18 protein-coding genes and 2 pseudogenes are annotated in these 22,962 nt (G+C 46.4%); 12 read left to right on the top strand and 8 right to left on the bottom strand.

The window, feature by feature from the left end:
- Window positions 1-261: 261 nt before the first annotated feature.
- The 6 genes and pseudogenes from M1B78_RS10885 to M1B78_RS10860 form a co-directional block, all read left to right on the top strand.
- Window positions 262-504 (top strand): annotated as a pseudogene (locus M1B78_RS10885) (hypothetical protein); the annotation flags it as partial.
- A 9-nt stretch (window positions 505-513) separates the two neighbouring features.
- Window positions 514-1,503, top strand: a complete 990-nt coding sequence (locus tag M1B78_RS10880; protein ID WP_136009885.1) for a GSCFA domain-containing protein — start codon at window positions 514-516, stop codon at window positions 1,501-1,503.
- Window positions 1,479-4,004, top strand: a complete 2,526-nt coding sequence (locus M1B78_RS10875; protein WP_257940671.1) for a bifunctional UDP-N-acetylmuramoyl-tripeptide:D-alanyl-D-alanine ligase/alanine racemase — start codon at window positions 1,479-1,481, stop codon at window positions 4,002-4,004. Before M1B78_RS10880 ends, M1B78_RS10875 begins: the two co-directional genes overlap by 25 nt.
- A gap of 124 nt (window positions 4,005-4,128) precedes the next feature.
- Window positions 4,129-4,344 (top strand): Sec-independent protein translocase subunit TatA/TatB, encoded by a 216-nt coding sequence (locus M1B78_RS10870; protein ID WP_136009887.1) that lies wholly within the window; start codon window positions 4,129-4,131, stop codon window positions 4,342-4,344.
- A 130-nt stretch (window positions 4,345-4,474) separates the two neighbouring features.
- A complete protein-coding gene (tatC, locus tag M1B78_RS10865; RefSeq protein ID WP_136009888.1) occupies window positions 4,475-5,293 on the top strand; it encodes a twin-arginine translocase subunit TatC in 819 nt (272 codons plus the stop codon).
- Window positions 5,293-8,721 (top strand): DEAD/DEAH box helicase, encoded by a 3,429-nt coding sequence (locus M1B78_RS10860; RefSeq protein ID WP_257940681.1) that lies wholly within the window; start codon window positions 5,293-5,295, stop codon window positions 8,719-8,721. The genes tatC and M1B78_RS10860 overlap by 1 nt, the downstream gene beginning before the upstream one ends.
- Before the next feature lie 323 nt (window positions 8,722-9,044).
- Here M1B78_RS10860 and M1B78_RS10855 read toward each other — a convergent pair whose 3' ends face one another.
- From M1B78_RS10855 to M1B78_RS10845, 3 genes are all read right to left on the bottom strand, one after another.
- Window positions 9,045-10,535, bottom strand: a complete 1,491-nt coding sequence (locus M1B78_RS10855; RefSeq protein WP_257930633.1) for an MFS transporter — start codon at window positions 10,533-10,535, stop codon at window positions 9,045-9,047.
- A 136-nt stretch (window positions 10,536-10,671) separates the two neighbouring features.
- Complete coding sequence (gene kduI, locus M1B78_RS10850; protein WP_136009891.1) at window positions 10,672-11,628, bottom strand: 5-dehydro-4-deoxy-D-glucuronate isomerase; 957 nt, start codon at window positions 11,626-11,628, stop codon at window positions 10,672-10,674.
- 28 nt (window positions 11,629-11,656) lie between these two features.
- The gene (locus M1B78_RS10845) at window positions 11,657-13,048 is read right to left on the bottom strand and encodes a PTS galactitol transporter subunit IIC (protein WP_136009892.1); all 1,392 of its coding nucleotides are present in this window, start codon (window positions 13,046-13,048) and stop codon (window positions 11,657-11,659) included.
- A 118-nt stretch (window positions 13,049-13,166) separates the two neighbouring features.
- On the opposite strand from M1B78_RS10845, the gene M1B78_RS10840 reads away from it, so the two are divergent.
- The 4 genes and pseudogenes from M1B78_RS10840 to M1B78_RS10825 all read left to right on the top strand — a co-directional run bounded on the left by M1B78_RS10840 (window position 13,167) and on the right by M1B78_RS10825 (window position 15,810).
- A complete protein-coding gene (locus M1B78_RS10840) occupies window positions 13,167-13,595 on the top strand; it encodes a hypothetical protein (protein WP_257940670.1) in 429 nt (142 codons plus the stop codon).
- Between the two features lie 58 nt (window positions 13,596-13,653).
- Entirely contained in the window at window positions 13,654-14,223 is a 570-nt protein-coding gene (locus tag M1B78_RS10835) for an RNA polymerase sigma-70 factor (RefSeq protein WP_136009894.1), read from the top strand.
- A 104-nt stretch (window positions 14,224-14,327) separates the two neighbouring features.
- On the top strand, window positions 14,328-14,699 hold the full coding sequence (locus M1B78_RS10830) for a hypothetical protein (RefSeq protein ID WP_255260506.1): 372 nt from the start codon (window positions 14,328-14,330) through the stop codon (window positions 14,697-14,699).
- Window positions 14,678-15,810 (top strand): annotated as a pseudogene (locus M1B78_RS10825) (metallophosphoesterase). Before M1B78_RS10830 ends, M1B78_RS10825 begins: the two are co-directional and overlap by 22 nt.
- 153 nt (window positions 15,811-15,963) lie before the next feature.
- Here M1B78_RS10825 and M1B78_RS10820 read toward each other — a convergent pair.
- Both M1B78_RS10820 and M1B78_RS10815 read right to left on the bottom strand, forming a co-directional pair.
- On the bottom strand, window positions 15,964-16,617 hold the full coding sequence (locus M1B78_RS10820) for an HAD family hydrolase (protein ID WP_257930631.1): 654 nt from the start codon (window positions 16,615-16,617) through the stop codon (window positions 15,964-15,966).
- A gap of 52 nt (window positions 16,618-16,669) precedes the next feature.
- Complete coding sequence (locus M1B78_RS10815; RefSeq protein ID WP_257940669.1) at window positions 16,670-16,927, bottom strand: hypothetical protein; 258 nt, start codon at window positions 16,925-16,927, stop codon at window positions 16,670-16,672.
- Window positions 16,928-16,989: 62 nt separating this feature from the next.
- On the opposite strand from M1B78_RS10815, the gene M1B78_RS10810 reads away from it, so the two are divergent.
- Complete coding sequence (locus M1B78_RS10810; RefSeq protein WP_136009897.1) at window positions 16,990-17,847, top strand: enoyl-ACP reductase FabI; 858 nt, start codon at window positions 16,990-16,992, stop codon at window positions 17,845-17,847.
- Window positions 17,847-18,551: an SAM-dependent methyltransferase gene (locus tag M1B78_RS10805; RefSeq protein ID WP_136009898.1), complete on the top strand. Its 705-nt coding sequence runs from the start codon at window positions 17,847-17,849 to the stop codon at window positions 18,549-18,551. The genes M1B78_RS10810 and M1B78_RS10805 overlap by 1 nt, the downstream gene beginning before the upstream one ends.
- Here M1B78_RS10805 and M1B78_RS10800 read toward each other — a convergent pair.
- The 3 genes from M1B78_RS10800 to M1B78_RS10790 all read right to left on the bottom strand — a co-directional run bounded on the left by M1B78_RS10800 (window position 18,517) and on the right by M1B78_RS10790 (window position 22,839).
- Window positions 18,517-19,635: a hypothetical protein gene (locus M1B78_RS10800; protein ID WP_136009899.1), complete on the bottom strand. Its 1,119-nt coding sequence runs from the start codon at window positions 19,633-19,635 to the stop codon at window positions 18,517-18,519. The two genes, M1B78_RS10805 and M1B78_RS10800, sit on opposite strands and share 35 nt — an antisense overlap.
- A 57-nt stretch (window positions 19,636-19,692) precedes the next feature.
- Window positions 19,693-20,559, bottom strand: a complete 867-nt coding sequence (gene lipA / locus M1B78_RS10795) for a lipoyl synthase (RefSeq protein WP_257940668.1) — start codon at window positions 20,557-20,559, stop codon at window positions 19,693-19,695.
- 66 nt (window positions 20,560-20,625) lie between these two features.
- Complete coding sequence (locus M1B78_RS10790; RefSeq protein ID WP_257940667.1) at window positions 20,626-22,839, bottom strand: S9 family peptidase; 2,214 nt, start codon at window positions 22,837-22,839, stop codon at window positions 20,626-20,628.
- Window positions 22,840-22,962: the final 123 nt, after the last annotated feature.

The raw sequence follows: 22,962 nt of genomic DNA, 5'->3' as shown, positions 1-22,962 counted from the left end.
GCAATGTCTTGCCAACATGCGGTCAAACTTTTGCCAACTTATTGGCAAAAGTTTGTCTGGCTGTTGTCAAAAGATGAAGTAAATACACGGCTTTTTCATTTAAGGAAGCTGTGGGTACATGCAATAAAAAAGTGAAATCAAGCTTGCGGATATGCGTTCCAAAGTAAGTATTCAACAAATACTTCAGAACTTTAGAGCCTGTTTGAATTTTCCTCAAAAAGAACTCTCAAAAGAACGCTGAACAAAATTCAAGACAGGCTCAAGAATCCTGCATTTATTTTTTTTGATGAGGCTACAAATTCTTTGGATGCGAACAATGAACGGGCCATTGTGGAAGAGCTTCGTAACTTCTATCATGGCTGTACTGTAGTAATTGTGGCTCATCGGCTGAGTACTTTTCTTGTTTTGGCTGTTTGCAGGCATAAAATGATTACGTTTTGTAATTATTTCATAGCTTTCTTTCATTATCTTTGTTGCCTTGAAATGACGACTCATAAAATGTAGTGAAGACATATGAACTTACGTACCCCAGTTGAACTGCCTGCCGGATTGTTCCGGATGAAGCATGCCGACCACTTGATGCTGCTCGGTTCTTGTTTTGCTGCCGAAATGGGGGAAAGGCTGCTGAACATTAAATTCCGTTGTAATGTTAACCCGTACGGGGTGATTTATAATCCACTTTCCATCTCTGTCGCATTGCGGGAGATAGAAGCCGGGAAGAGTTATGGAACAGAGGAACTTTTTCTTTTTCGTGAACTTTGGCATAGTCCTATGCACCATGGTGAATTTTCTTCTTCTGATAAGGAAAAAGTGTTGGAAAACATCAACACCCGACTACGGGAGGCACATGCTGCCTTCTCTCAATTGGACTACCTTCTGCTTACTTTTGGTACGGCGTGGGTTTATGAGTCCAAAGAGAGTGGACGTGTGGTATCCAACTGCCACAAACAACCGGAGGCAAAGTTTACACGTCGTAAGCTTTCTGTGGATGAAATTGTGTTTGATTATAGGAACTTGTTGTCGGATGTACTGTTGCGAAACCCTAAGCTGAAAGTATTGTTTACCGTTAGTCCCATCCGTCATGTCCGCGATGGATTGCATGCCAATAACCTAAGTAAAGCAACTTTGCTGTTGGCTGTCGAGCAACTTCAGACACTTTTTCCGGAACATGCCTTTTACTTTCCGGCTTATGAGCTTCTGCTCGACGAATTGCGTGACTATCGCTTTTATGCCGACGATATGGCGCATCCTTCTAAGCTTGCTGTCGATTATGTCTGGGAGCGATTCGTGCATTCCTGCATCTCTGCCGATGCGTTACGGATTATGGAAGAAAGTGAAAATATCCGTAAGATGTTGTCGCATAAACCATTTTATCCCGCTTCAGAAGAGTATAAGCGTTTTTTAGGACAAATTGTGTTAAAAATAGACCAACTTAACGGAAAATACCCGTACTTAGATTTCCAAAAAGAGAGAGAAATATGTCGTATTCGATTGAAAGCATAACCGAAAGTATTGGCGCACGGCGTGTGGGAAACGCGCCGGCTACGATAGACTGGCTGCTCACAGACAGCCGTTCCCTGAATTTTCCTGAGGAAACATTATTCTTTGCCTTGACCACCAAGAGGAATGATGGTGCGCGCTATATCGCAGATTTATATGCCCGTGGAGTACGTAATTTTGTGCTTAGCGAAGAAAGCTTTAGATTAATTGAGCATGGAGAATTGAAAATTGATAATGATGCGCAGCAACCCGCTATCCATTTTCAATCTTCCACTGTCAACTACCTTATTGTTTCCAATCCGCTGAAAGCCCTGCAAAAACTGGCGGAACAGCATCGGAATCAGTTCCAGATACCGGTCATCGGTATTACGGGAAGCAACGGCAAGACTGTTGTGAAGGAATGGCTGCACCAGTTGCTCTGTCCGGAACGCGCCATTATCCGTTCTCCCCGCAGTTATAACTCCCAGATTGGAGTGCCTTTGTCCGTGTGGCAGATGAACGAACAGTCCGAACTTGCTATTTTTGAAGCCGGTATTTCCGAGCCGGGGGAAATGCGAGCTTTGCAGAACATCATCAAGCCTACCATAGGCATCCTGACCAATATAGGAGGGGCTCATCAGGAAAATTTCTTCTCGTTGCAGGAGAAATGCATGGAGAAGCTGACGCTTTTCAAGAATTGTGATGTCGTGATTTATAATGGTGACGATGAGTTCGTCAGCAACTGTGTGGCGAAGTCCATGCTTTCTGCACGTGAGATTGCGTGGAGCCGGAAAGATATGGAACGTCCTTTATATATAAGTAAAGTCGAGAAACAGGATAACTGTACTGTCATTTCCTACCGCTATCTGGATATGGACAATGCGTTTACTCTACCGTTCATAGATGATGCTTCCATTGAGAATTCTCTGAACTGTTTGGCCGCATGTCTCTATCTGATGCTTCCTGCCGAACGGATTACGGAGCGTATGGAAAGATTGGAACCCATTGCCATGCGTCTGGAAGTCAAAGAGGGAAAAAACAACTGCCTGCTGATTAACGACAGTTATAATTCTGACCTTGGCTCATTGGATATTGCACTCGATTTTCTTTACCGCCGTTCGCAAAGTAAGGGATTGAGGCGGACTTTGATTCTTTCGGATATATTGGAGACCGGTCAGAATACACCAGCACTTTACCGGCAAGTGGCACAGCTGGTAAGTAGCCGTGGCATTGAACACATCATAGGTGTAGGAAATGAAATATCTTCCTGCGCTGCACGCTTTAATATAGAGAAAACCTTTTATCCGGATACGGCAGCCTTGATACACGCCATCCAGCGTGGGGAATTTTGCCTTGAAAACGAGATTATCCTGATTAAGGGGGCGCGTAAGTTTGGTTTTGACTCCTTGACGGAAGTATTGGAGAAGAAGGTGCACGAAACCATTCTGGAGGTTAATCTTGGAGCGATGATTGCCAATCTGAACTATTATCGTGGCAAACTGAAGCCGGAAACAAAGTTGGTCTGCATGGTGAAAGCCTCCGCTTACGGTGCGGGTTCTTATGAGATAGCCAAGACTTTGCAGGAACATCATGTCGATTATCTTGCCGTGGCGGTTGCCGACGAAGGCTCCGAACTCCGCAAAGCGGGTATCACTGCGAGCATCATCATTATGAATCCTGAGATGACTGCTTTCAAGACTATGTTCGATTATAAGTTGGAACCCGAAGTATATAGCTTCCATCTGCTGGACGCTCTGATTAAAGAAGCGGAAAAGGAAGGTATCACAAACTTCCCCATCCATGTAAAGCTGGATACCGGTATGCACCGTCTGGGATTTGCTCCGGAGGATATGCCCCGGCTGATAGAACGGCTGAAGGGACAGAATGCCGTGATTGTCCGTTCCGTCTTCTCGCATTTGGTAGGGAGCGATTCGCAGCAATTCGACAGTTTTACACGTCGGCAGATAGAAATGTTCGAAAAAGCGTCCATGGAATTGCAAGGAGCTTTTTCGCATAAGATACTTCGCCATATCTGTAATTCTGCAGGTATCGAACGTTTCCCGGGAGCGCAATTCGACATGGTGCGTCTGGGTATCGGTCTTTATGGTGTCAATCCCATAGACAATTCTATTATGAATAATGTAAGCACATTGAAGACTACCATCCTTCAGATACGTGATGTTCCTGAAGAGGATACGGTGGGCTATAGCCGGAAAGGGCATCTCACCCGTCCGTCGCGTATAGCGGCTCTTCCCATCGGTTACGCCGACGGCCTGAACCGCCATATTGGAAACGGGCATGCCTATTGTCTTGTAAACGGCCAACGGGCAGCCTATGTAGGCAATATCTGTATGGATGTCTGTATGATTGACGTGACGGACATTGATTGCAAGGAGGGGGACAGTGTGGAAATTTTTGGTGACCATCTGCCTATAACCGTTCTTTCCGATGCACTCGATACGATTCCCTATGAGGTGCTGACAAGTATCTCTACTCGGGTGAAACGTGTTTATTATCAAGACTGAAATAGAGGATGATAGGGAAGGATTGAGAATTAGGGGTGAAGGATTGTGATAAAATTAATCCTTAATCCTTCACCCCTAATCCTTAATTTTCCTATCTTTGCATTATAATTAATCCGATATAACTATGACAAACTTACTTTTATTAGGCTTTCTGCCCAGCGGTTCCGAATGGATAATCATTGCATTGGTTATCTTGCTGTTATTTGGTGGTAAGAAGATTCCTGAACTGATGCGTGGTTTAGGCAAGGGAGTGAAGAGCTTTAAAGATGGTGTGAACGAAGCCAAAGAAGAAATAAGCAAGGCTCAGGAAGATCTGGATAAACCGGCTGAGAAGAAATAAAAAGATTTACGATTTACAATTTGCGATTTGATACTCTGTAAACTTCAGGAGTATGTACAGACTTGTTGCCTTTCATCTTGCGCGCCTAAGTCGTAAATCATAAATCGCAAATCGTAAATATATTAGTTTTATGGCAGAAAAAGAACTAACCTTTTGGGACCATTTGGACGAATTGCGCCGAGTGTTGTTCCGTGTACTTGGTGTGTGGTTTGTATTGGCTATCGGTTATTTTATTGCCATGCCTTATCTGTTTGACAATGTGATACTGGCTCCTTGCCATAATGATTTCATTTTCTATGACTTGCTGCGTTGGATTGGGCAGAAACTGGATTTGCAGGATGATTTTTTTACTCAGGAGTTTCATGTGAAGCTTGTCAATATCAATCTTGCCGCACCGTTCTTTGTCCACATGTCTACCGCTTTCTGGATGTCGGTGGTAACGGCTGCTCCTTATATTTTCTATGAGATTTGGCGTTTTGTGAGTCCAGCCCTCTATCCAAACGAGCGCAAAGGGGTGAGGAAAGCGCTGGGTATAGGTACGGTGATGTTCTTCATGGGTGTGTTGCTGGGGTATTTTATGGTCTATCCGCTGACTTTGCGTTTCCTGTCCACCTATCAGTTGAGTGCGGCCATCGAGAATCAAATTTCCCTGAACTCGTACATCGATAATTTCATGATGTTGGTGCTTTGCATGGGACTGGCGTTCGAACTGCCGCTGGTGACATGGTTGCTTTCCTTGCTGGGACTGGTACACAAGAGTTTCTTGCGGAAATACCGCCGTCATGCTGTTGTCATTATTGTTATTGCCTCGGCCATCATTACTCCGACCGGTGACCCGTTTACCTTGACAGTAGTGGCGGTGCCGCTTTATCTGCTCTATGAGTTGAGTATCCTGATGATAAAGGATAAAAAGACTGATGAAGTGGAAGAAGTGGAGACAGACGAATGATGGATTGTGAAGTAAAGGAATATTTTAGTATATTGCTGGAAGCTTGTCGCGGTGAGGAAATCTCCTTGGACGTGGCCTATCGGCAATTGCGCGAGTTGTTGGAGCGTTTGTGCCGTACACAGATGCCTGACAGCAGTTTGCAGATGACAGACCTTTCTGCACGTATCAGTTTCGTGGCTTCGAAGGCTGGGCTTTCCACCGTGGAGCAAAATCGTCTGCATACTTTCCGGCTGACTTCCAATGCTATCTTGAACCGCCAGGCAGAGCCGCAACGTGAACAATTGCTGCGTGATGCCAAAACGCTGGCATTCTTTGTAAAGCGCTTGACGGGGGAGGAGATACCTGCGGATCTCTATCGCCTGTTACCCCGTGCGGATGCCACCTATATAGTGGCGCCGCCCGCCAAAGAGCGGATAAAGCGCATGCGTGTCTGTTTTCAGTATGCCGATGATACCTGTTTGTATGTATTACCTGTAGATACTGTGGCCGATGAGCCGTTGCGTGTCCGTTACAATGTACCTCAAATTAATGAAGAGTTTGCAGAAACCTGCCGGATTCTGTGGCGGCATGCCCAGATCAATCTGCTGGATGTTGCGGTGGACGAAGCCGGCATACTCACTCCTTCCTTTATTATACTTGAGCCCGATTACTTGATAGACATCAGTTCGCTTGCCGAATGTTTCAAGGATTATGGGCATCATCCGGCTAACTATATCCTGGCACGGCTCCAGTCGCCGGACAATACCCGTCCGTTACTGTTGGGTAATATTGCCAACCTTTTTCTGGACGAATGGATTCATGCCAAGGAGGTACCCGATTATCTGGCATGCATGAAGAAGGCCTTCCGTTCTTACCCTATCGAACTGGCAGCATGTGGCGACCTGCGCGACCGGGAGAAAGAAGCTGAATTCTTTTCTGATTGCAAGCGCCATTTCGACAATATCTGTCAGACAGTGACAGAAACATTCCGTGCATCCGGCTATGAGCTCGATAGGACTGATGCCGTGCTGGAACCTTCTTACATTTGTGAAGCATTGGGCTTGCAAGGGCGTCTGGACTACATGCAGCGGGATATGACGTCGTTCATTGAAATGAAGTCAGGCAAGGCGGACGAGTATTCCATTCGGGGCAAGGTGGAGCCTAAAGAAAATAATAAGGTGCAGATGTTGCTCTATCAGGCTGTGTTGGAGTATTCTATGGGAATGGACCATCGGCGTGTAAAGGCTTATCTGCTCTATACCCGTTATCCGTTGCTCTATCCGGCGCGTCCTTCGTGGGCAATGGTGCGCCGCGTGATGGATGTGCGTAACCGGATTGTAGCCAATGAATATGGCATCCAGTTACGGAATAGCCCGCAGTATACGGCAGAGCGCCTGAAAGACATTCGTCCGGACACCTTGAACGAGCGCGGTTTGGACAATACCTTGTGGAAACGTTTCCTTTATCCTTCTATCGATGCTGTAGCACAACGCATTTGTTCGCTTTCGTCGTTAGAGCAAAGCTATTTCTATACGCTCTATAACTTTATAACTAAGGAACTTTATACCTCCAAATCTGGAGATGTGGATTATGAAGGACGTACCGGTGCTGCCGCCCTCTGGCTTTCCACTCTGGCTGAGAAATGTGAGGCAGGTGAAATTCTGTACGATTTGACTATTTGCGAGAATCATGCGGCAGATGCGCATAAGCCGTATTTGTCACTCAGAACGACGCAAATAGTTGTTTCCCGGCAGGAGCGGGTTCTTCCCAATTTCCGTCAAGGTGATGCGGTGGTTCTTTATGAACGGAATAAGGATACCGACAACGTTACCAACAAGATGGTGTTTAAAGGCAATATAGAGCGCATATCCGATGACGAAGTCTGCATCCGCCTTCGTGCTACTCAGCAGAATGCGGGTGTATTGCCTGCTGCTAGTCTCTATGCCATTGAGCACGACTATATGGACACCTCCTTCCGTAGCATGTATCTGGGACTTTCCGCTTTTCTTTCTGCCACCCAAAGACGGCGTGACTTGTTGTTGGGGCAGCGCCCTCCCGAATTCGATGCTTCTTTGGATGCCAGTATTGCGACCGCTCCGGATGATTTTTCGCGGATTACTTTGAAAGCGCAGGCTGCCCGTGACTATTTCCTTTTAATCGGTCCTCCGGGTACTGGCAAGACCTCCCGCGCGCTGCGAGGCATGGTAGAGACCTTTTACCGGGAGGGGAAACAGATTCTGCTGCTTTCGTATACCAATCGCGCGGTAGACGAAATCAGTAAGGCGCTGGCCTCCATTGAGCCGGAAATTGACTTTATCCGTCTAGGCAGTGAGTTGTCTTGCGACGAGTCATTCCGTCCGTATCTGATTGAGAATGTGCTGGAATCTTGTGCCACTCGGCGGCAGGTGCAGGAGCGCATTGCCCGTTGCCGTGTTTTTGTCGGTACGGTTGCCACGCTTTCTTCCAAGACCGAGCTTTTTCGGTTGAAGACTTTTGATGTAGCGATTGTGGATGAGGCTACCCAAATTTTGGAACCACAACTGCTGGGGGTGCTCTGTACCCGCAATCCCGCAGGTGCGGATGCCATTGGCAAATTTATTTTGATAGGTGACCATAAGCAGCTGCCTGCAGTGGTCTTGCAGTCGTCCCAACAGTCGGAAGTGTGTGACGAAGCATTGCAGGCCATCGGATTGTATAATTTGAAAGATTCCCTTTTCGAACGCCTTTATAGAAACCTGTCCAGAGAGGGTGTCAATCGCCAGGCATCAACCTCTCATTCTTCATCCCTTATCCCTCATCCCTCTTATGACATGCTTTGCCGTCAGGGGCGCATGAATATCGAAGTAGCTTTGTTTCCTAACCAGGCTTTTTATGGTGGTCTGCTGGAGCCGGTTGGTCTGCCACACCAGCAGGGCGAGCTGAGCCTTGCTCCTGAGTTGTGTGATTGTGAATTTGCCGATTTGTTGACTCGTCGTGTCGCTTTTCTGCCTTCCGCAGTCGAACCGCCGGCACAGTCGGCCAAGATGAACCATTCGGAGGCGCGGATTGTGGCACGGTTGGCAGCGGCCATCTACCGGCAGTATGCTGCTGTTTCCGGTTTCAATCCGGCTGTCACTTTAGGTGTAATTACTCCTTATCGCAGTCAGATAGCCTTGATTAAGAAAGAGATTGCCACTTTGGGTATTGCTCCTTTGGAGGATATATTGGTAGACACCGTGGAACGCTTCCAAGGTAGCGAACGGGATGTCATTATCTACTCTTTCTGTGTGAATCGGGCTTATCAGTTGAAGTTTCTGGCAAATATGACGGAGGAAAACGGTACTTGGATTGACCGGAAATTGAATGTTGCCCTTACTCGTGCCCGTAAGCAGATGTTTATGACAGGAGTGCCGCAACTATTGAAACTTAATCCTATTTATGCCGAGCTTTTGTCGGTAGTTAGTCATTGATAACCGCATCCATTAGTAAATTTTAAATATTTTCAGCTTCTTTATATAGTTTATTAATAACGTTGTGTGAGATAAACCATTATCTTTGCATCACGTTTTTTTCATAGAGATTTAGATTTAAGGTTAGAAGAATTGTGGAAGTCGTGAGACTTCCCTTTTTTTCATCTTAAATTGTGTTCCATTTACAGTTTTTTGTTTTTGACTGTAATTGAACGAAGAAAAGCCATTTCGTGAGAAAAGGCTTTTTTTGTGCGGAGTTTGCAAGGCATGTAATGCAGTTTGCAAACTCTGCAGGGCTCTGAATATCTATAAAAGATTTCTGATTAGTCCACTATAATTGGTTTGTACTTCGGAACCAGTGCTTTCATGATGCACCAGCCTATCAGGTAGGACACTGCACACACACAGAAGATGATAAAGTATCCGGCAGGTTTGCCCTGGAATCCAAGAAATGCCATTTGTGTCTTGTCGGCATAGTCGAACAACAAACCGGAACTCATGTTGATGAGGAATGAGCTGATACCGCCTGCCATACCTCCGATTCCCACAATGGTGGCAATGGTGCTCTTGGGAAACATATCACCTACTACAGAATAGATGTTGGCTGACCAAGACTGATGGGCGGCGCCTGCAATACCTATGATGATAATCGGGAACCAATAGGCTTGTTCGCCGAATACCTCCTTATTGCCCAATGGTTGTGCAAACAATGCCAATAGTGGGAACAGTGCGAAGATGAACATGGCCTGCATGCGTGCGGCATAGGGGTTCTTGCCAGTCTTGTTGATAATGATGGTGGGCAGTTTCCCGCCATAGATGGACAGCATTGTGATGGCATAGAGCATAAAGATAAGCATCTGTGCTGTGGGAGTATCTGAGGAGAATCCGTAAACGTCCGAGATGTATGCGGGTGCCCAGAAGAGGAAGAACCACCATACACCGTCCGTCATGAACTTGCCGAAAAATACAGCCCAAGTCTGCGGATATTTGAAACATTGCAGGAAAGAAATGCTTTTTTCGTCGTTGGTTGCCGGAGTAGCTGTTTTTTTATCCTCCTCGTTGTCTTTGTCTTGTTCTATATACGTCAGTTCAGCAGCGTTTACGTGTGGATTTTCATCAGGCTTTTTATACATGAACATCCACAGTCCCATCCAGATGAAACCCAATCCGCCGATAACAATAAAAGCCATTTCCCAGCCGTTGCCCACGCCCATGCGTTGGAAGTAGCGGGCCAGGGTAGGGATACACAATGGGGCTATCAGTGCTCCGATAGTAGAGCCGGCATTGAAGATGGAAGTGGAGAAGGCGCGGTCTTTTTTGGGAAAATATTCGGCTGTCACCTTGATGGCGGCAGGAAAGTTTCCTGCTTCACCAATGCCCAGTATGATACGGGTGGCAATGAAGTAATAAACGCTGGTGATGGCTATGGTAGAGGCCAATGCACCGGTAGCGCTAATCATGTTGGCGGCATTTTCAATGCCGAGGGTTATTTCTGTGGCAAGTCCGCAGAGGGCGTGCATACAAGCGCCGATAGACCATACGGCAATGGCCCATAAATATCCTTTCTTCGTTCCCATCCAGTCGATGAAACGTCCGGCAAACAGATTGCCTAAGGCATAGACGATGGAAAAGATAGCCGTGATGTAGCCGTAGTGTGTATCAGTCCAGTGGAATTCGGGGGAGATGAAGTCTTTCCAGGTCAATGAAAGAACCTGGCGGTCGAGGTAGTTGACGGTTGTCGCGAAGAATAGCATGGCGCAGATAATCCAGCGGTAGTTGGTCATCCGCCCCGTAGTGTTTTGAAATGTACTCATGATAATAGATTTATATTTTGATGCAAATGCAGGGGCTTGTGTGTTATTCGAGGTGTAATATCGGGTAAAAAGGATGTAGAAAATGACAAAAATAGGCATGGACTAAGTCCATGCCTATCGGGTGTTACGGGCAACTTTATTTCATATCGTTGTATTTGATTTCGTCTTTGTCACTGTATTTCAGGTTTTCACCGCCCATACCCCAGATGAAAGTATAGTTGCTGGTTCCGGCAGCAGCGTGGATAGACCATTCGGGAGAAGTGATGGCTTGTTCGTTGTGCAGCCATATCAGACGTTCTTCCTGCGGTTCGCCCATCAGGTGACAGATAGCGTTGCCGGGTTTCAGGTTAAAGTAGTAGTAAGCTTCCATGCGGCGAGTGTGCGTGTGGGCAGGCATGGTATTCCATACGGAGCCGGGAGCCAGTTCCGTGAGTCCCATCTGCAACTGGTTGGTGCCACCGTCTTTCACTCTTTCCAACACATCTTTCACAATCAGCTGATTTACGATGCGGTCGTTGCTGTCCTCCATTTTTCCATAATGGTCGGAGATACCCAGTGCATATTTCTTGGGGTTGGCTTTCTGAAGCTTGGCATCGGTCGTAATCAGCTGGGTGACGTAGGGCTTGTAGGCCGGAGCCGAGTTGATGTAAAACTTGGCAGGATTGGTGGCGTCGTTGCTCTTGAAGGTTACTTCCTTATTTCCGCAGCCTACGTAAAGTGCTTCCTTATATTTCATGGGGTATTCCTTACCGTCTACAGTTACCACTCCGTCACCGCCGGTATTGATGACACCCAGTTCGCGACGTTCGAGGAAGTAAGTGATTTCCGGACCCAGTTCACGGAACACTTCCAACTTCAATGTCTTGTTCACCGGCATAGCGCCACCGTAAATCAATCGGTCGTAGAGGGTGTAGGTTACGTTGATTTCATCCGGAGCCATCACTTTGTCCATCATGAATCTGCTGCGCAGCAGTTCCGTGTCATAATGCTTCACGTCCTGCGGATGGCAGGCGGTCTGCACTTTGTAATTCACTTGGGCATTGGCGGCCATGGCAGCTGCTCCCATCATAAATGCAAGTACTAACTTTTTCATAATTGCGTTACTATTTAATTTTTAACTTTCAATTTTTGATTGATTTCTGGTATTTGATGATAGCACGACGGTTCATAATCATCAGGAACAATGTGCATAATGCAAGGATACCGGAACCTATCCATTTCAGCGAGTAGGTCAGGTGGAAAATGACCCAAGCAAAGGGGCTGGATGCGAAATCCAGTGCGCCGCCTTCAAAGCCGGCAGGAATATTTACGGCAGCATCTTGTGTCTTTTCGTATACATCGTGGGCTGCTTGTGTGAAATAGGGGGCGAGGTTTGTTACGAAATAAAGGCCGATGGTCAGTACAACCAGTCCGATGATGAACGTCTTTATTACATTCCCTTTCGTGATGGGCAGTACTAGCGGGAAGAGATAGAACATTCCGGCCAGCGACGCCAAAGGCAGGAACTGGTTACCCGGCAGGATGACAGCCAACAGTATGGTTACGGGAATCAGCAGCAGGGAAACTACCAGCGTTGCAGGATGGCCGATAACCAATGCGGGACTCATACCGATGTTCAGACCGACAGCACCTTTGAATTTCTTGGCAATCAGTTCGCGGGTAGCATCGGAGATAGGCTTCAAGCCTTCGATGAACAAAGCGGTGATACGCGGAATCAGTTCCATCACGGCGCCCATCTTGATACCCAAACCTAATATATAAGGTATCTTGTCTACCAGTTCCTGACCGTTCTTGCAAGACAAGGCACCGATGCCGCAACCTACCAGAATTCCCAGGAACAAAGGCTCACCCAGCAGCCCGAATTTCTTCTTCATGCCTTCCGCATCGATGTTCAATTTGTCAAAACCGGGGATTTTGTCCAATGCTTTATTGATGACTACAGCAAATGGAACGAAACCTGCGCAGAAAGGCTGGGGAATGGAGATACCCTCCATCTTGTCGTAGAATCCCTGAAATTTGTCGGCGGTATAGTCGGCCATGATCAGGGTAATGATATAGCAGATGATAGCGGCGAAGAAGCCCCACCAGATATTGTCGCTGGCAAAATAAACAACTGCACCGATAAATGCGAAATGCCAGTAGTTCCAAAGGTCGATATTGACCGTACGGGTTGTTTTCGTTAATAACATCAGAAGATTTACTCCCAAACATACCGGAATGATGAATGCACCCACTGATGTATTATAGGCTACAGCTGCAGCCGCAGGCCATCCCATGTCGAATACTTTCAATTGAAGACCGTAAATTTCAACGACTTGGCTCAGAGCAGGACCGAGGCTGCTGGTCAACAACGCAGTGACTACTGACAGACCTACGAAGCCGACGCCTACCAACAGACCGCTCTTTAATGCCTTGCTGAACTTGATGCCGATGCATAACCCCAAAATTGTAAAGATTATAGGCATCATCACTGCTGCTCCTAAGCCGATGATATAACCGAAAACTTGTTCCATTTTCTTGTGATTTAATTAGATAATTGATAATGTTTTGCAATAGTATGAATTAAAAACCGGGCTCAAAAATAAGACCTTTTCTCAATTAATCAAACTTGAAAAGCATAATTATTAGTAAATGGAACGATTTTGGACGAAATTGGTCGTTATCGTGCACAAAAATGCTCGTTTCCGTACACGAAAACCGAATAATACACCCTCTGCATTGAAAAGCATACGTTCGTTTGGAAAGCAAGCATTACTTTTGTTCTTGGAAATGAAACCGATCTTATGCCAAAAAATGAATGACGACATGAAGATGAATTTAATTTGTAAATTTATTGTATCAGCATTTATGTCGATTACGAGAGTCGGGGGGGAGGAGGGAACTGACCCTCGTGTACGTGCCTTTTTCTCCCGCCCACAGTGCGGGGGATGCTTCAAGTGGAAAATGGGAATGACGCTGACGGAATATAGAAATGAAGGAATGAAAAACAACACATTCGGGTGGAGCTTATGGAAAACTCCATCCGATATTGATTTATGGGAAAAAGATTTAGAGGATTGATAGTTATATTGGTTATATTCTGAGAATTTAACTATATTAGCGCCCGAAAAGCATAAATATGGCGCTAAATCTGATAAAAAAGGATAAGTCTCGTTCTGTTGTAAGCATTAAGCTGGATGAGCAAGAGTTTCATAATATTTTTAAGGAATATTATGCGGCGCTTTGTTCCTTCGCGTTCCAATACATGGAGGATGCGGATATGTCAGCAGATATAGTACAAGACGTATTTGCCAAGTTGTGGCAGATAAGAGACGATTTCTTTTATCTTCATCAGGTGAAAGCTTTTCTTTATACGGCCGTACGTAACCATGCCTTGAACGAACTTGAGCATTCGAAGGTAGCTCATGAATACGAGCAAAAGATTATAGCCAAAAAGACAGATGCTTTTTTTCGTGATGCGATTGTGGAAGAAGAGACTTTCCGGATTCTGTCAGAAGCTATAGAGAAACTTCCTACCCAAATGAGAGCTATCATGCAGTTGGCTCTGGAAGGTAAAAAGAATGCAGAAATAGCAGAGCGTCTCAATGTCTCTCCTGAAACGGTACATACTCTTAAAAAAGTGGCTTATAAAAAGCTCCGTGCATTCCTTACCGATTATTATTATTATTGCCTTCTGTTATTTATCTAAAAGCACATTTTTTTCTATTTTTTCAAAAAAAAGTCTTTATCGATTCACCATGTTTTCATTTTGGCTTGTATTATCATTAAAGATAGACTAAAACATGCCAGATTATGATAAAAGAATACTTTCATATAGCTCATCTTATTTCCAGGCACCTATCCGGTGAAGTAACACCGGAAGAAAACCGTTTTTTGGATAAATGGCGCAAAGAGAGCAAAAGCCATGAGCAGCTTTTCCAAAAGATTTGTAGTGATGAACATTATGCACAGCACGAAATTCGTAAAATGGAGTTTGATTCGCAGGCTGGATGGAGAGGTGTCGAAGTACGTATCAAGAGGGTGGAGCTCAGAAGGAGACATTTGAAACTGTTACGGTACGTTGCTCTTTTTATTGCACCGGTGCTGATATTGGTTTTTGCACTTCAGGATATTTCTGTACCCCATGTCATGGATGACAATCAATTTTTACTGTATTTATTCTAACCTTCATCAGTTCCGGCCTAAGTGCCGGAACTCTTGGTTTAGACGGTAAGAAGAAGGATAAGGAGAGGAAGGAGGAATTGTCGGCAGACGGACCTTATGTGATTTATGAACCGGACGGCAAGGTGCGCGTCATAAGCGTTACAGCCCGGGGGCAGATAGAAGATACGGCTTATACGGTACTTCCTCAGGATTTCACCCTTCATGTCACGGACCACAAAGGGCGTTATCCGTTTGATGTGAAGCTGCATCCGGTCAAACGTCCGGAATGGCAATACAGACAACCGGATAAAGTGTTTGTGATGTCTGACCCCCATGGCAAGTTGAATTGCGTGATGAGCTTGCTGCGGGGCAACAATGTCATTGATAAAGACTACCATTGGAATTTTGGAACCAATCATCTGGTGGTTATCGGTGATATATTTGACCGTGGCAAAGATGTGCCGCAGATATTTTGGCTGTTCTATAAATTGGAGAAGGAGGCGGCGGTGCAGGTGGTCATGTCTCGTTTCTGTTGGGTAACCATGAACCGCTTGTGACGGCAAATGATTTGCGTTATACCAAAGAAAAGTACAAGACATTGGCTCGAAAACTGGGTATGGATTATCCGGCATTGTTCGGTCCGGACACAGAACTTGGCAGATGGCTTGGTACCCGTAATACGATGCAGACCATCGGACCTAATCTGTATGTACATGCAGGTTTGGGAAAGGAGTTTTATGACCGTGACTTGAATATTCCCACAGTAAATGAGGAAATGAGCCGTGCATTGTTCATGAGCAAGAAGGAACGTAAGGCCCTATCGCCTCTCACGGCTTTCCTATATGGTAATAGCGGCCCTATCTGGTATCGTGGATTGGTACGGACGGATGCAAAATACCATCCATTGGCACAAGACTCCCTGCAACTGATGTTGAAACGTTATGACGTCGAACATATCATTGTGGGGCATACCATCTTTAAGGACATTTCCACTTTCTATGATGGACGGGTGATTGGAGTGAATGTGGATAACGAGGAAAACCGAAAGAAGAAACGTGGGCGCGCTTTACTGATTGACGGGAATACCTATCTTGTGGTGGGAGATAAAGGAGCGATGCGGAAATTGTTCTGAGGCTGTTTTCTTTCTGATTATTTTTTAGGCGTGGAAGTACGTGGATTTCACGGAGAAACAAAGAAAAACTCCGTGTTTTTCGCGTAATCCGCGCCTAAAAAATATCATAATGTAAATATGCGCTCTCGGATAGCTGGGGGAGGGAGTGCCCTCTCAAAGAGCGGCGATAACGGCAATGTCCGTAGCATTGTCTACGATATGTGCCGGATGAAACTCTTCCAGTTCTGTGCGTGGACGGAATCCCCAGGTGACCCCGCAGGCGGTGACTCCGGCATTGGCGGCCGTTTGCATATCCACTCCGGAGTCTCCCACATATAACACGTCTTCACGGGATATCCGGGTGATGTCCAGAATGTCATGTACTACTGTCGGGTCGGGCTTCACGTTGACCCCTTCCCGTTGTCCGAAGACGGCGGTAAAACGTATGTTGGGGAAATAATGTGAAATCAGTTTTACGGCGGCCGATTGATATTTGTTGGAAGCCACTGCCAATATCACCCCTTTCTCCTGCAACTGTTCCAGCAGTTCGGGGATGCCGGGGTAAGGGCGGCTTTTGTCAGCATTGTGCACGTCATAATAAGGTACAAACTCCTTGCGGACGCGCAAGACGTTTTCTTCGCTCTTTTCCCCCTCCGGAAGGGCGCGCTCGAACAGTTTGTTGATTCCGTTGCCAACCATGAAGTTATAGGCCGATTCCGGGTGAGTGGGATAGCCGAGCGCTTGCAAGGCATGGTTTGTGCTTTGTGCCAAATCGGCTATTGTGTTCAGTAAAGTTCCGTCCAGGTCAAATATAATCAACTTCTTCATTGCTTTCTCTATTTTTAGTTTGCTGCAAATATAGGGCTTTTTGCGCTCATGTTCAAATGCAGTTCCGGTTTTCATCAGGTATTTGCAGGATAGGAAGCTCTTGATTGATAATCAGTGCATTATTACTGCATTCTTGCTGTGTGCTTTTTGCAGTAGTACTGCAAATAGGTTGCAGCGTTACTGCAAATAGGTTTGCAGCGTGACTGCAACTGCTTTGCAGCATTACTGCAACTGCTTTGCAGTGACACTGTACAAGCGTTGCAGTAGTTTTGCAGTGGTATTTTTTGTCGTTCTTTCCTTTTCTTTGCACACTTTCGGGCTTTTTATGCAAAAACTTCCTATCTTTGCAGCCGAATTTTACTAAAAATAGGTATGAGTTACAATTTGTTGAAAGGAAAAAGAGGCATTATTTTCGGTGCTCTGAATGAGCAGTCCATTGCCTGGAAAGTAGCAGAAAAAGCAGTAGAAGAAGGTGCAACAATCACTTTGTCGAATACGCCGGTTGCCGTGCGTATGGGTGAAGTGTCGGCTCTTTCGGAGAAACTGAATTGCGAGGTGATTCCTGCAGATGCTACAAGTGTAGAAGATTTGGAAAATGTATTCAAACGTTCTATGGAAGTATTGGGCGGCCCGGTTGACTTCGTGCTGCACTCCATTGGTATGTCTCCCAATGTGCGTAAGAAACGTACATATGATGATTTGGATTACGATATGTTGGAAAAGACACTGGATATTTCCGCTGTCTCTTTCCACAAGATGATACAAGCAGCCAAGAAACTCAACGCCATTGCCGACTACGGCTCAGTTCTGGCTCTGAGTTATGTGGCTGCGCAACGTACGTTCTACGGTTACAATGATATGGCAGATGCCAAGGCGCTGCTGGAATCCATTGCCCGCAGCTTCGGCTACATCTACGGACGCGAACACCATGTTCGTGTCAACACCATCTCCCAGTCTCCTACGATGACCACTGCCGGTTCCGGTGTGAAGGGCATGGACAAGTTGTTCGACTTCGCCAACCGCATGTCTCCCCTTGGCAATGCTTCTGCCGACGAGTGTGCAGACTACTGTATCGTGATGTTCTCCGACCTCACCCGCAAGGTCACCATGCAGAACTTGTTCCACGATGGAGGTTTCTCCAGCGTAGGTATGAGTCTTCGCGCCATGGCTACCTATGAAAAGGGCTTGGATGAGTATAAAGATGAAAACGGAAATATCATCTACGGCTAATGGAACTCGCTCTTTATCTTTTGCCAGTCACCCTGGGCGATACGCCTATTGAAACGGTGTTGCCGCCTTATAATAAGGAGATAATACTGGGAATCCGCCATTTCATTGTGGAGGATGTGCGCTCGGCACGCCGATTTCTGAAAAAGGTGGACAAGGGAATGGATATTGATGCGCTGACATTCTATACGTTGAACAAACACACGTCACCCGAAGACATCTCCGGCTATCTGAAGCCGTTGGTGGAGGGGCAGCCGATGGGCGTAATCTCCGAAGCTGGTTGTCCGGCCGTGGCCGACCCGGGCGCAGACGTAGTGGCTATTGCACAACGGAAAAACTTGAGAGTGGTCCCCTTGGTGGGACCCTCTTCCATTATCCTCTCTGTCATGGGTTCCGGCTTCAACGGACAGAGCTTTGCCTTCCACGGTTATCTTCCCATTGAACCGGCAGAGCGTGCCAAAAAGCTGAAAATGCTGGAACAGCGCGCCTACAATGAACATCAGACTCAGCTTTTCATTGAAACGCCTTATCGCAATAATAAGATGATAGAGGATATTCTTCATAACTGCCGTCCGCAGACCAAGCTCTGCATTGCAGCGAACATTACTTGTGAAGGGGAGTATATCAAAACCAAGACAGTGAGGGAGTGGCAGGGCAAGACCCCCGACCTTTCTAAGATTCCTTGTATTTTTCTCTTGTATAAATAATAGCTTCCAGATGCTCGAATTCATATTCCAGGCAACTGCTGAAGAAGTTTCGTCCCAGGTTGTGTCCAATTTGCCGGAACGTCCATAGCTTTCCACCCTTGAAATTCTTATTGCATAGGATGGAGTCATCCTTCAGGTCGAGCGTGAAGAGATAGACCAGACGGTTGGTGGCTTCATTCTCAAAATGATACATGAGGTTGAAGTGCAGATAATCTAATGGAGCGGTGGGAAGCGTTTGCCGTAATATTCTGTGTGCACCCTGTTCCAGTGTTTCTCCGTATATCAGGTATCCCTCTATCAGCAAGTCGATTTTGTTTTTCTCGAAAACGTTGCATTGGGGGCGAGGGAGGAGAAACAGCATGCCGTGTGAGGCAACGGCAATCCTGATGACCGGATTGATATAGTCGTTTTTCCGGTTGATGGTTTCTGAGGCGATGGCTTTCCCCGTGACATCTCCTTTGGTGTTCACTATCGGTACGAAAACCGTGTGGTTCATCACCATATTGAAGTAGAAGATGCCGAACTGGTTGAACAGAATGCCTGATATAAAGACGAGGGGAGGTGCCACATAAAACAGAATGTGGCGGGTAGTGTCTCCCAAAGGGTAACTAATCAGAATCGCCAGGAAGATAATCAGAAAATGCAGCAAGCTTATGATAAGAATTACGCGTGCGGATACGATGGCGGCTTCTGCCCCTTGTGCAAAAAGCTGCTTACAGCATTTATGTGTCTGAGACATGTGGTAGTCCAGAAACCTTCTCTTATTGAGGTAGATGATGAACGGGGGGATGATGGCGCTGATTTCCAGCGTGAACGGAAGCATGAAACGGGGACAGTAGTTTACGAGGAATAGGCTTGTTGCCGACAATAGCAGTAACATTCCTGTAGTACAGTAAAGTATGATTTGCGGAACATGCGTCTCTCTATGCCTTATTGAATGGATGCTAGATAAAAGTCCTGCGCCTGCACCGATGTAGATGGACATGTCCTGCGTTATAAACTCGCATAATATGATGGATATTATAACTGGGATGAATCCCAGTGACATATTGAATCTTGACGATAAAATTCTTTGATGGCTCATTATCCGTATTATGATTTTGTCGTTTACATCATAACAACTGGCAGGTTTAAATGTTTTCTATTTTACTTCTTTTTTTTGTATAAAATGAATCTGTTTTTCCGCATGATAAGAGGAGCGCACCAATGGAGCGCTTTCCACTTGCTGAAACCCTTTTTCCAATCCTCTCTTTTTGTAGAGTGCAAATTGTTCGGGAGTAATATATTCGGCTACCGGATAATGTTTGTGTGTGGGTTGCAGGTATTGGCCTATGGTCAGTATGTGGCAGCCCACCTGGCGAAGGTCGTCCATCAGTTCTTCCACTTCTTCCGGAGTCTCGCCCAGTCCTACCATAATGCCGGACTTGGTGGTAGTATTGCTTTCTGCAATCTGCCGTAACACTTCCAAGCTTGTCTCATACTTGGCGGCACTGCGTACGAGAGGGCTGATGCGGCGGACAGTCTCCATGTTGTGCGAAATGATTTCCGGTTGTGCATCGATGACTTGTGCCACGAGCTCCTTTCTCCCCTGGAAGTCGGGAATCAGTACTTCGACGGTGGTGTTCGGATTGAGCCGTTTGATTTCCCGGATGGTACGTGTCCAGTGCGCTGCACCTAAGTCAGGCAGGTCGTCACGATCTACAGAAGTGACGACCGCATGGGAGAGTTTCATCAAGGCAATGGATTCTGCCACGTGTGTGGGTTCGTCGGCATCTAGCGGCAAGGGCTTGCCGCTTGCCGTATTGCAGAATTTGCAACTGCGGGTACAGATATTTCCTCCAATCATGAAGGTTGCGGTGCCTTTCCCCCAACATTCTCCCATATTAGGGCAACGGCCGCTGCTGCAGATGGTATGGAGGCAATGTGATTCAACAATGCGTTTGGTCTCGGTATAACGCTCGTTGGCACCGATGCTTATTTTGAGCCATTCCGGTTTGCGTACTCTCATGTTGGTTTAATGAAGGATGATGAATGAGGAATGATGAATGAAGAATTCGTCATTCCTCAATTAAATTTATTTTAGCTCTTTATTAAAGAAGTTAGTCAACCGTGTGTACAGATGTAACCGGGTATTTCCTCCGTAGATACTGTGGTTCCGGTTGGTGTATACCTGCATATCGAACTGTTTGCCGAGCTGTACCAGTTGTTCGGCATATTCGGCACAGTTCTGGAAATGTACATTGTCATCTGCCATGCCGTGTACCAGCAGCAGGTTGCCGTGCAGCTTGTCGGCACGGGTAAAGGCGGAAGTGGTCTTATAGCCTTCGGCGTTCTCCTTAGGAGTGCGCATAAACCGTTCACCGTAGACTGTGTCGTAATAGTTCCAGTCGGTAACGGCAGCCACGGCTGCTCCGGCCTTGAACACCGGTGTTCCTTCACTCATGCTCATGATGGTAGTATATCCACCGAAACTCCATCCCCAGATACCGATGCGGTTCTTGTCCACGTATGGCTGGTTGCCCATGTAGAGGGCGGTTTCCACTTGGTCTTTGGCTTCCTTGATACCCAGGTTCAGATAAGTACATTTGGCGAATTCTGCACCACGTCCTCCGGTGCCACGCCCGTCTACGCAAACCACGATATAGCCTTGTGATGCCATGTAGGTTTCCCAGCTTACATTGAATTTGTCGAGCACTTGCTGCGAACCGGGACCACTGTACTGGTACATCAGTACCGGATATTTCTTGCCGGCAGAGAAGTCGGCTGGTTTCATCATCCAGCCATTCAATGTGGTGCCTTCGGAAGTCTGGAAAGTAAAGAATTCCTTCCGGGGCATGTCATAGCTGCTGATTTCCTGCTTCAATGCCGCATTGTCCATCAGGGTGGCAAGAGTCTTGCCTGTATTGTCGTTCAGTGTAATGACGGTCGGTGTGTCCAGATTAGAATAACGGTTCATGTAGTACTTCATGTTCGCACTGAACTGCGCACTGTTTGTTCCGGCTTGTGACGATAGCTTGGTCTTTTTGCCTTTCCGGTCAATCTTGTAGATGGCACTGCGCATGGGGCTTTCCTCGTTGCTGCTGAAGTAGAAACTTCCTTCTTCGGGGTTGTAGCCCAGGAACTCCTGCACTTCATATTGTCCGGTTGTCACTTGTTTCAGCAGATTGCCTCCTATGCTATACCAGTACAGATGGTTGTATCCGCTCTTTTCGCTGACAAAGCTGAAATTTTCCGGATAGAAGACTATGTTGTCGAATACATTTTCGCGGATATAGGTATCGCTTTCATCACGCAGAGCTAGTTTGGCTACTGTGCTGCGAGGATTGGCAAAGTATAGGTCGAACCGGTTCTGATGGCGGTTCAGAGTCATGACGGCAAGCTTGTTGGGGTCTTGAGTAAATCGGATGCGGGGGATATATCCGTCTGCATCTACCGGCACGTTTATCTTGCGGGTCACTTTCGACTTGATGTCGAAGGTATGTACGGATACCTTTGAATTTACTTCTCCCGTTTTAGGATATTTATAGGTGTATTCTCCCGGATACTTTTCGAAAGGTGTAAAATGGGGAGCTTGTCCGGCAAAAAGAGGGAAAGAATAGGAGGGAACATCTTTCTCGTCGAAGCGGATGAAAGCCAGCATTTGGCTGTCGGCACTGAATTCCAGCGCACGGTTGAAGGAGAACTCCTCTTCGTAAACCCAGTCGGGGATGCCGTTCAGCACCTCGTTCTGTTTTCCGTCTTCTGTCACCTGGCTTTCGCTGTTGCCGTAGAGCAGTTTTACAAGGAAGATGTTGTTGTCGCGTACAAAAGCCACCTGATTGCCGTCCGGTGAAAATACGGGCACTTGCTGAGGGCCGCCGTCCGAAAGCTTTTCCACAATATTGTTGATTTTACCGTCCAGATTGCGCTTTAGGCTGTAGATGTAATGCACAGCCGTATAGGAATGACGGTAGATAGGAGTTGTTTCGGTGGCAATGAGCAGCTTGCTTCCGTCCGGAGCAAAGCTGTAGCTGTCGAATGTCTTGAATGTACATTCGCGTGCGGTGGCGGCATCAAACAGTACTTCCACGGGTTTTCCCGTCTTGAAGGAGTATTTGATGATTTGTGTTCTTGCCGCGTTCATCTGCGAATAGTGTTCTCCGTCTCCCGGGATGGGGATAACGCCGGAAATGTTCTTCGGAATGAACTTGCCCGATACGATTTCTTTCAAATCAAGAGCCTTGCCACTTTGGGCGAAACCTGCCAGCGTACAGAGGCAGAGGAGAAGTACGATGCTTATCTGTTTCATATATCTGTTTTATGCTTATCCGTTTCCATATTTGTTCTGGGGAACAAATATACGACAAAGGGAGGACTTATCGAAACAGCGGGCTAATTTTATTCTTTCTGAAAAAGAAAAAGTCTGTCCTGC

Origin of the sequence: Bacteroides muris (ex Fokt et al. 2023), from assembly GCF_024704895.1 — a bacterium.
Taxonomy (GTDB): Bacteria; Bacteroidota; Bacteroidia; order Bacteroidales; family Bacteroidaceae; genus Bacteroides; species Bacteroides muris.
Note: the sequence above shows the minus strand (reverse complement) of the source record. Positions and strands in the feature narration are given on the sequence as shown.

Coding starts and splice junctions, on each gene's coding strand:
- lipA (WP_257940668.1), bottom strand. CDS start 20,559: ATGAGAGTACGCAAACCGGAATGGCTCAAAATAAGCATCGGTGCCAAC.
- M1B78_RS10845 (WP_136009892.1), bottom strand. CDS start 13,048: ATGGAACAAGTTTTCGGTTATATCATCGGCTTAGGAGCAGCAGTGATG.
- tatC (WP_136009888.1), top strand. CDS start 4,475: ATGGCAGAAAAAGAACTAACCTTTTGGGACCATTTGGACGAATTGCGC.
- M1B78_RS10830 (WP_255260506.1), top strand. CDS start 14,328: ATGATAAAAGAATACTTTCATATAGCTCATCTTATTTCCAGGCACCTA.
- M1B78_RS10875 (WP_257940671.1), top strand. CDS start 1,479: ATGTCGTATTCGATTGAAAGCATAACCGAAAGTATTGGCGCACGGCGT.
- M1B78_RS10820 (WP_257930631.1), bottom strand. CDS start 16,617: ATGAAGAAGTTGATTATATTTGACCTGGACGGAACTTTACTGAACACA.
- M1B78_RS10860 (WP_257940681.1), top strand. CDS start 5,293: ATGGATTGTGAAGTAAAGGAATATTTTAGTATATTGCTGGAAGCTTGT.
- M1B78_RS10855 (WP_257930633.1), bottom strand. CDS start 10,535: ATGAGTACATTTCAAAACACTACGGGGCGGATGACCAACTACCGCTGG.
- M1B78_RS10840 (WP_257940670.1), top strand. CDS start 13,167: ATGGAACGATTTTGGACGAAATTGGTCGTTATCGTGCACAAAAATGCT.
- kduI (WP_136009891.1), bottom strand. CDS start 11,628: ATGAAAAAGTTAGTACTTGCATTTATGATGGGAGCAGCTGCCATGGCC.
- M1B78_RS10805 (WP_136009898.1), top strand. CDS start 17,847: ATGGAACTCGCTCTTTATCTTTTGCCAGTCACCCTGGGCGATACGCCT.
- M1B78_RS10880 (WP_136009885.1), top strand. CDS start 514: ATGAACTTACGTACCCCAGTTGAACTGCCTGCCGGATTGTTCCGGATG.
- M1B78_RS10810 (WP_136009897.1), top strand. CDS start 16,990: ATGAGTTACAATTTGTTGAAAGGAAAAAGAGGCATTATTTTCGGTGCT.
- M1B78_RS10835 (WP_136009894.1), top strand. CDS start 13,654: ATGGCGCTAAATCTGATAAAAAAGGATAAGTCTCGTTCTGTTGTAAGC.
- M1B78_RS10870 (WP_136009887.1), top strand. CDS start 4,129: ATGACAAACTTACTTTTATTAGGCTTTCTGCCCAGCGGTTCCGAATGG.
- M1B78_RS10790 (WP_257940667.1), bottom strand. CDS start 22,839: ATGAAACAGATAAGCATCGTACTTCTCCTCTGCCTCTGTACGCTGGCA.
- M1B78_RS10800 (WP_136009899.1), bottom strand. CDS start 19,635: ATGAGCCATCAAAGAATTTTATCGTCAAGATTCAATATGTCACTGGGA.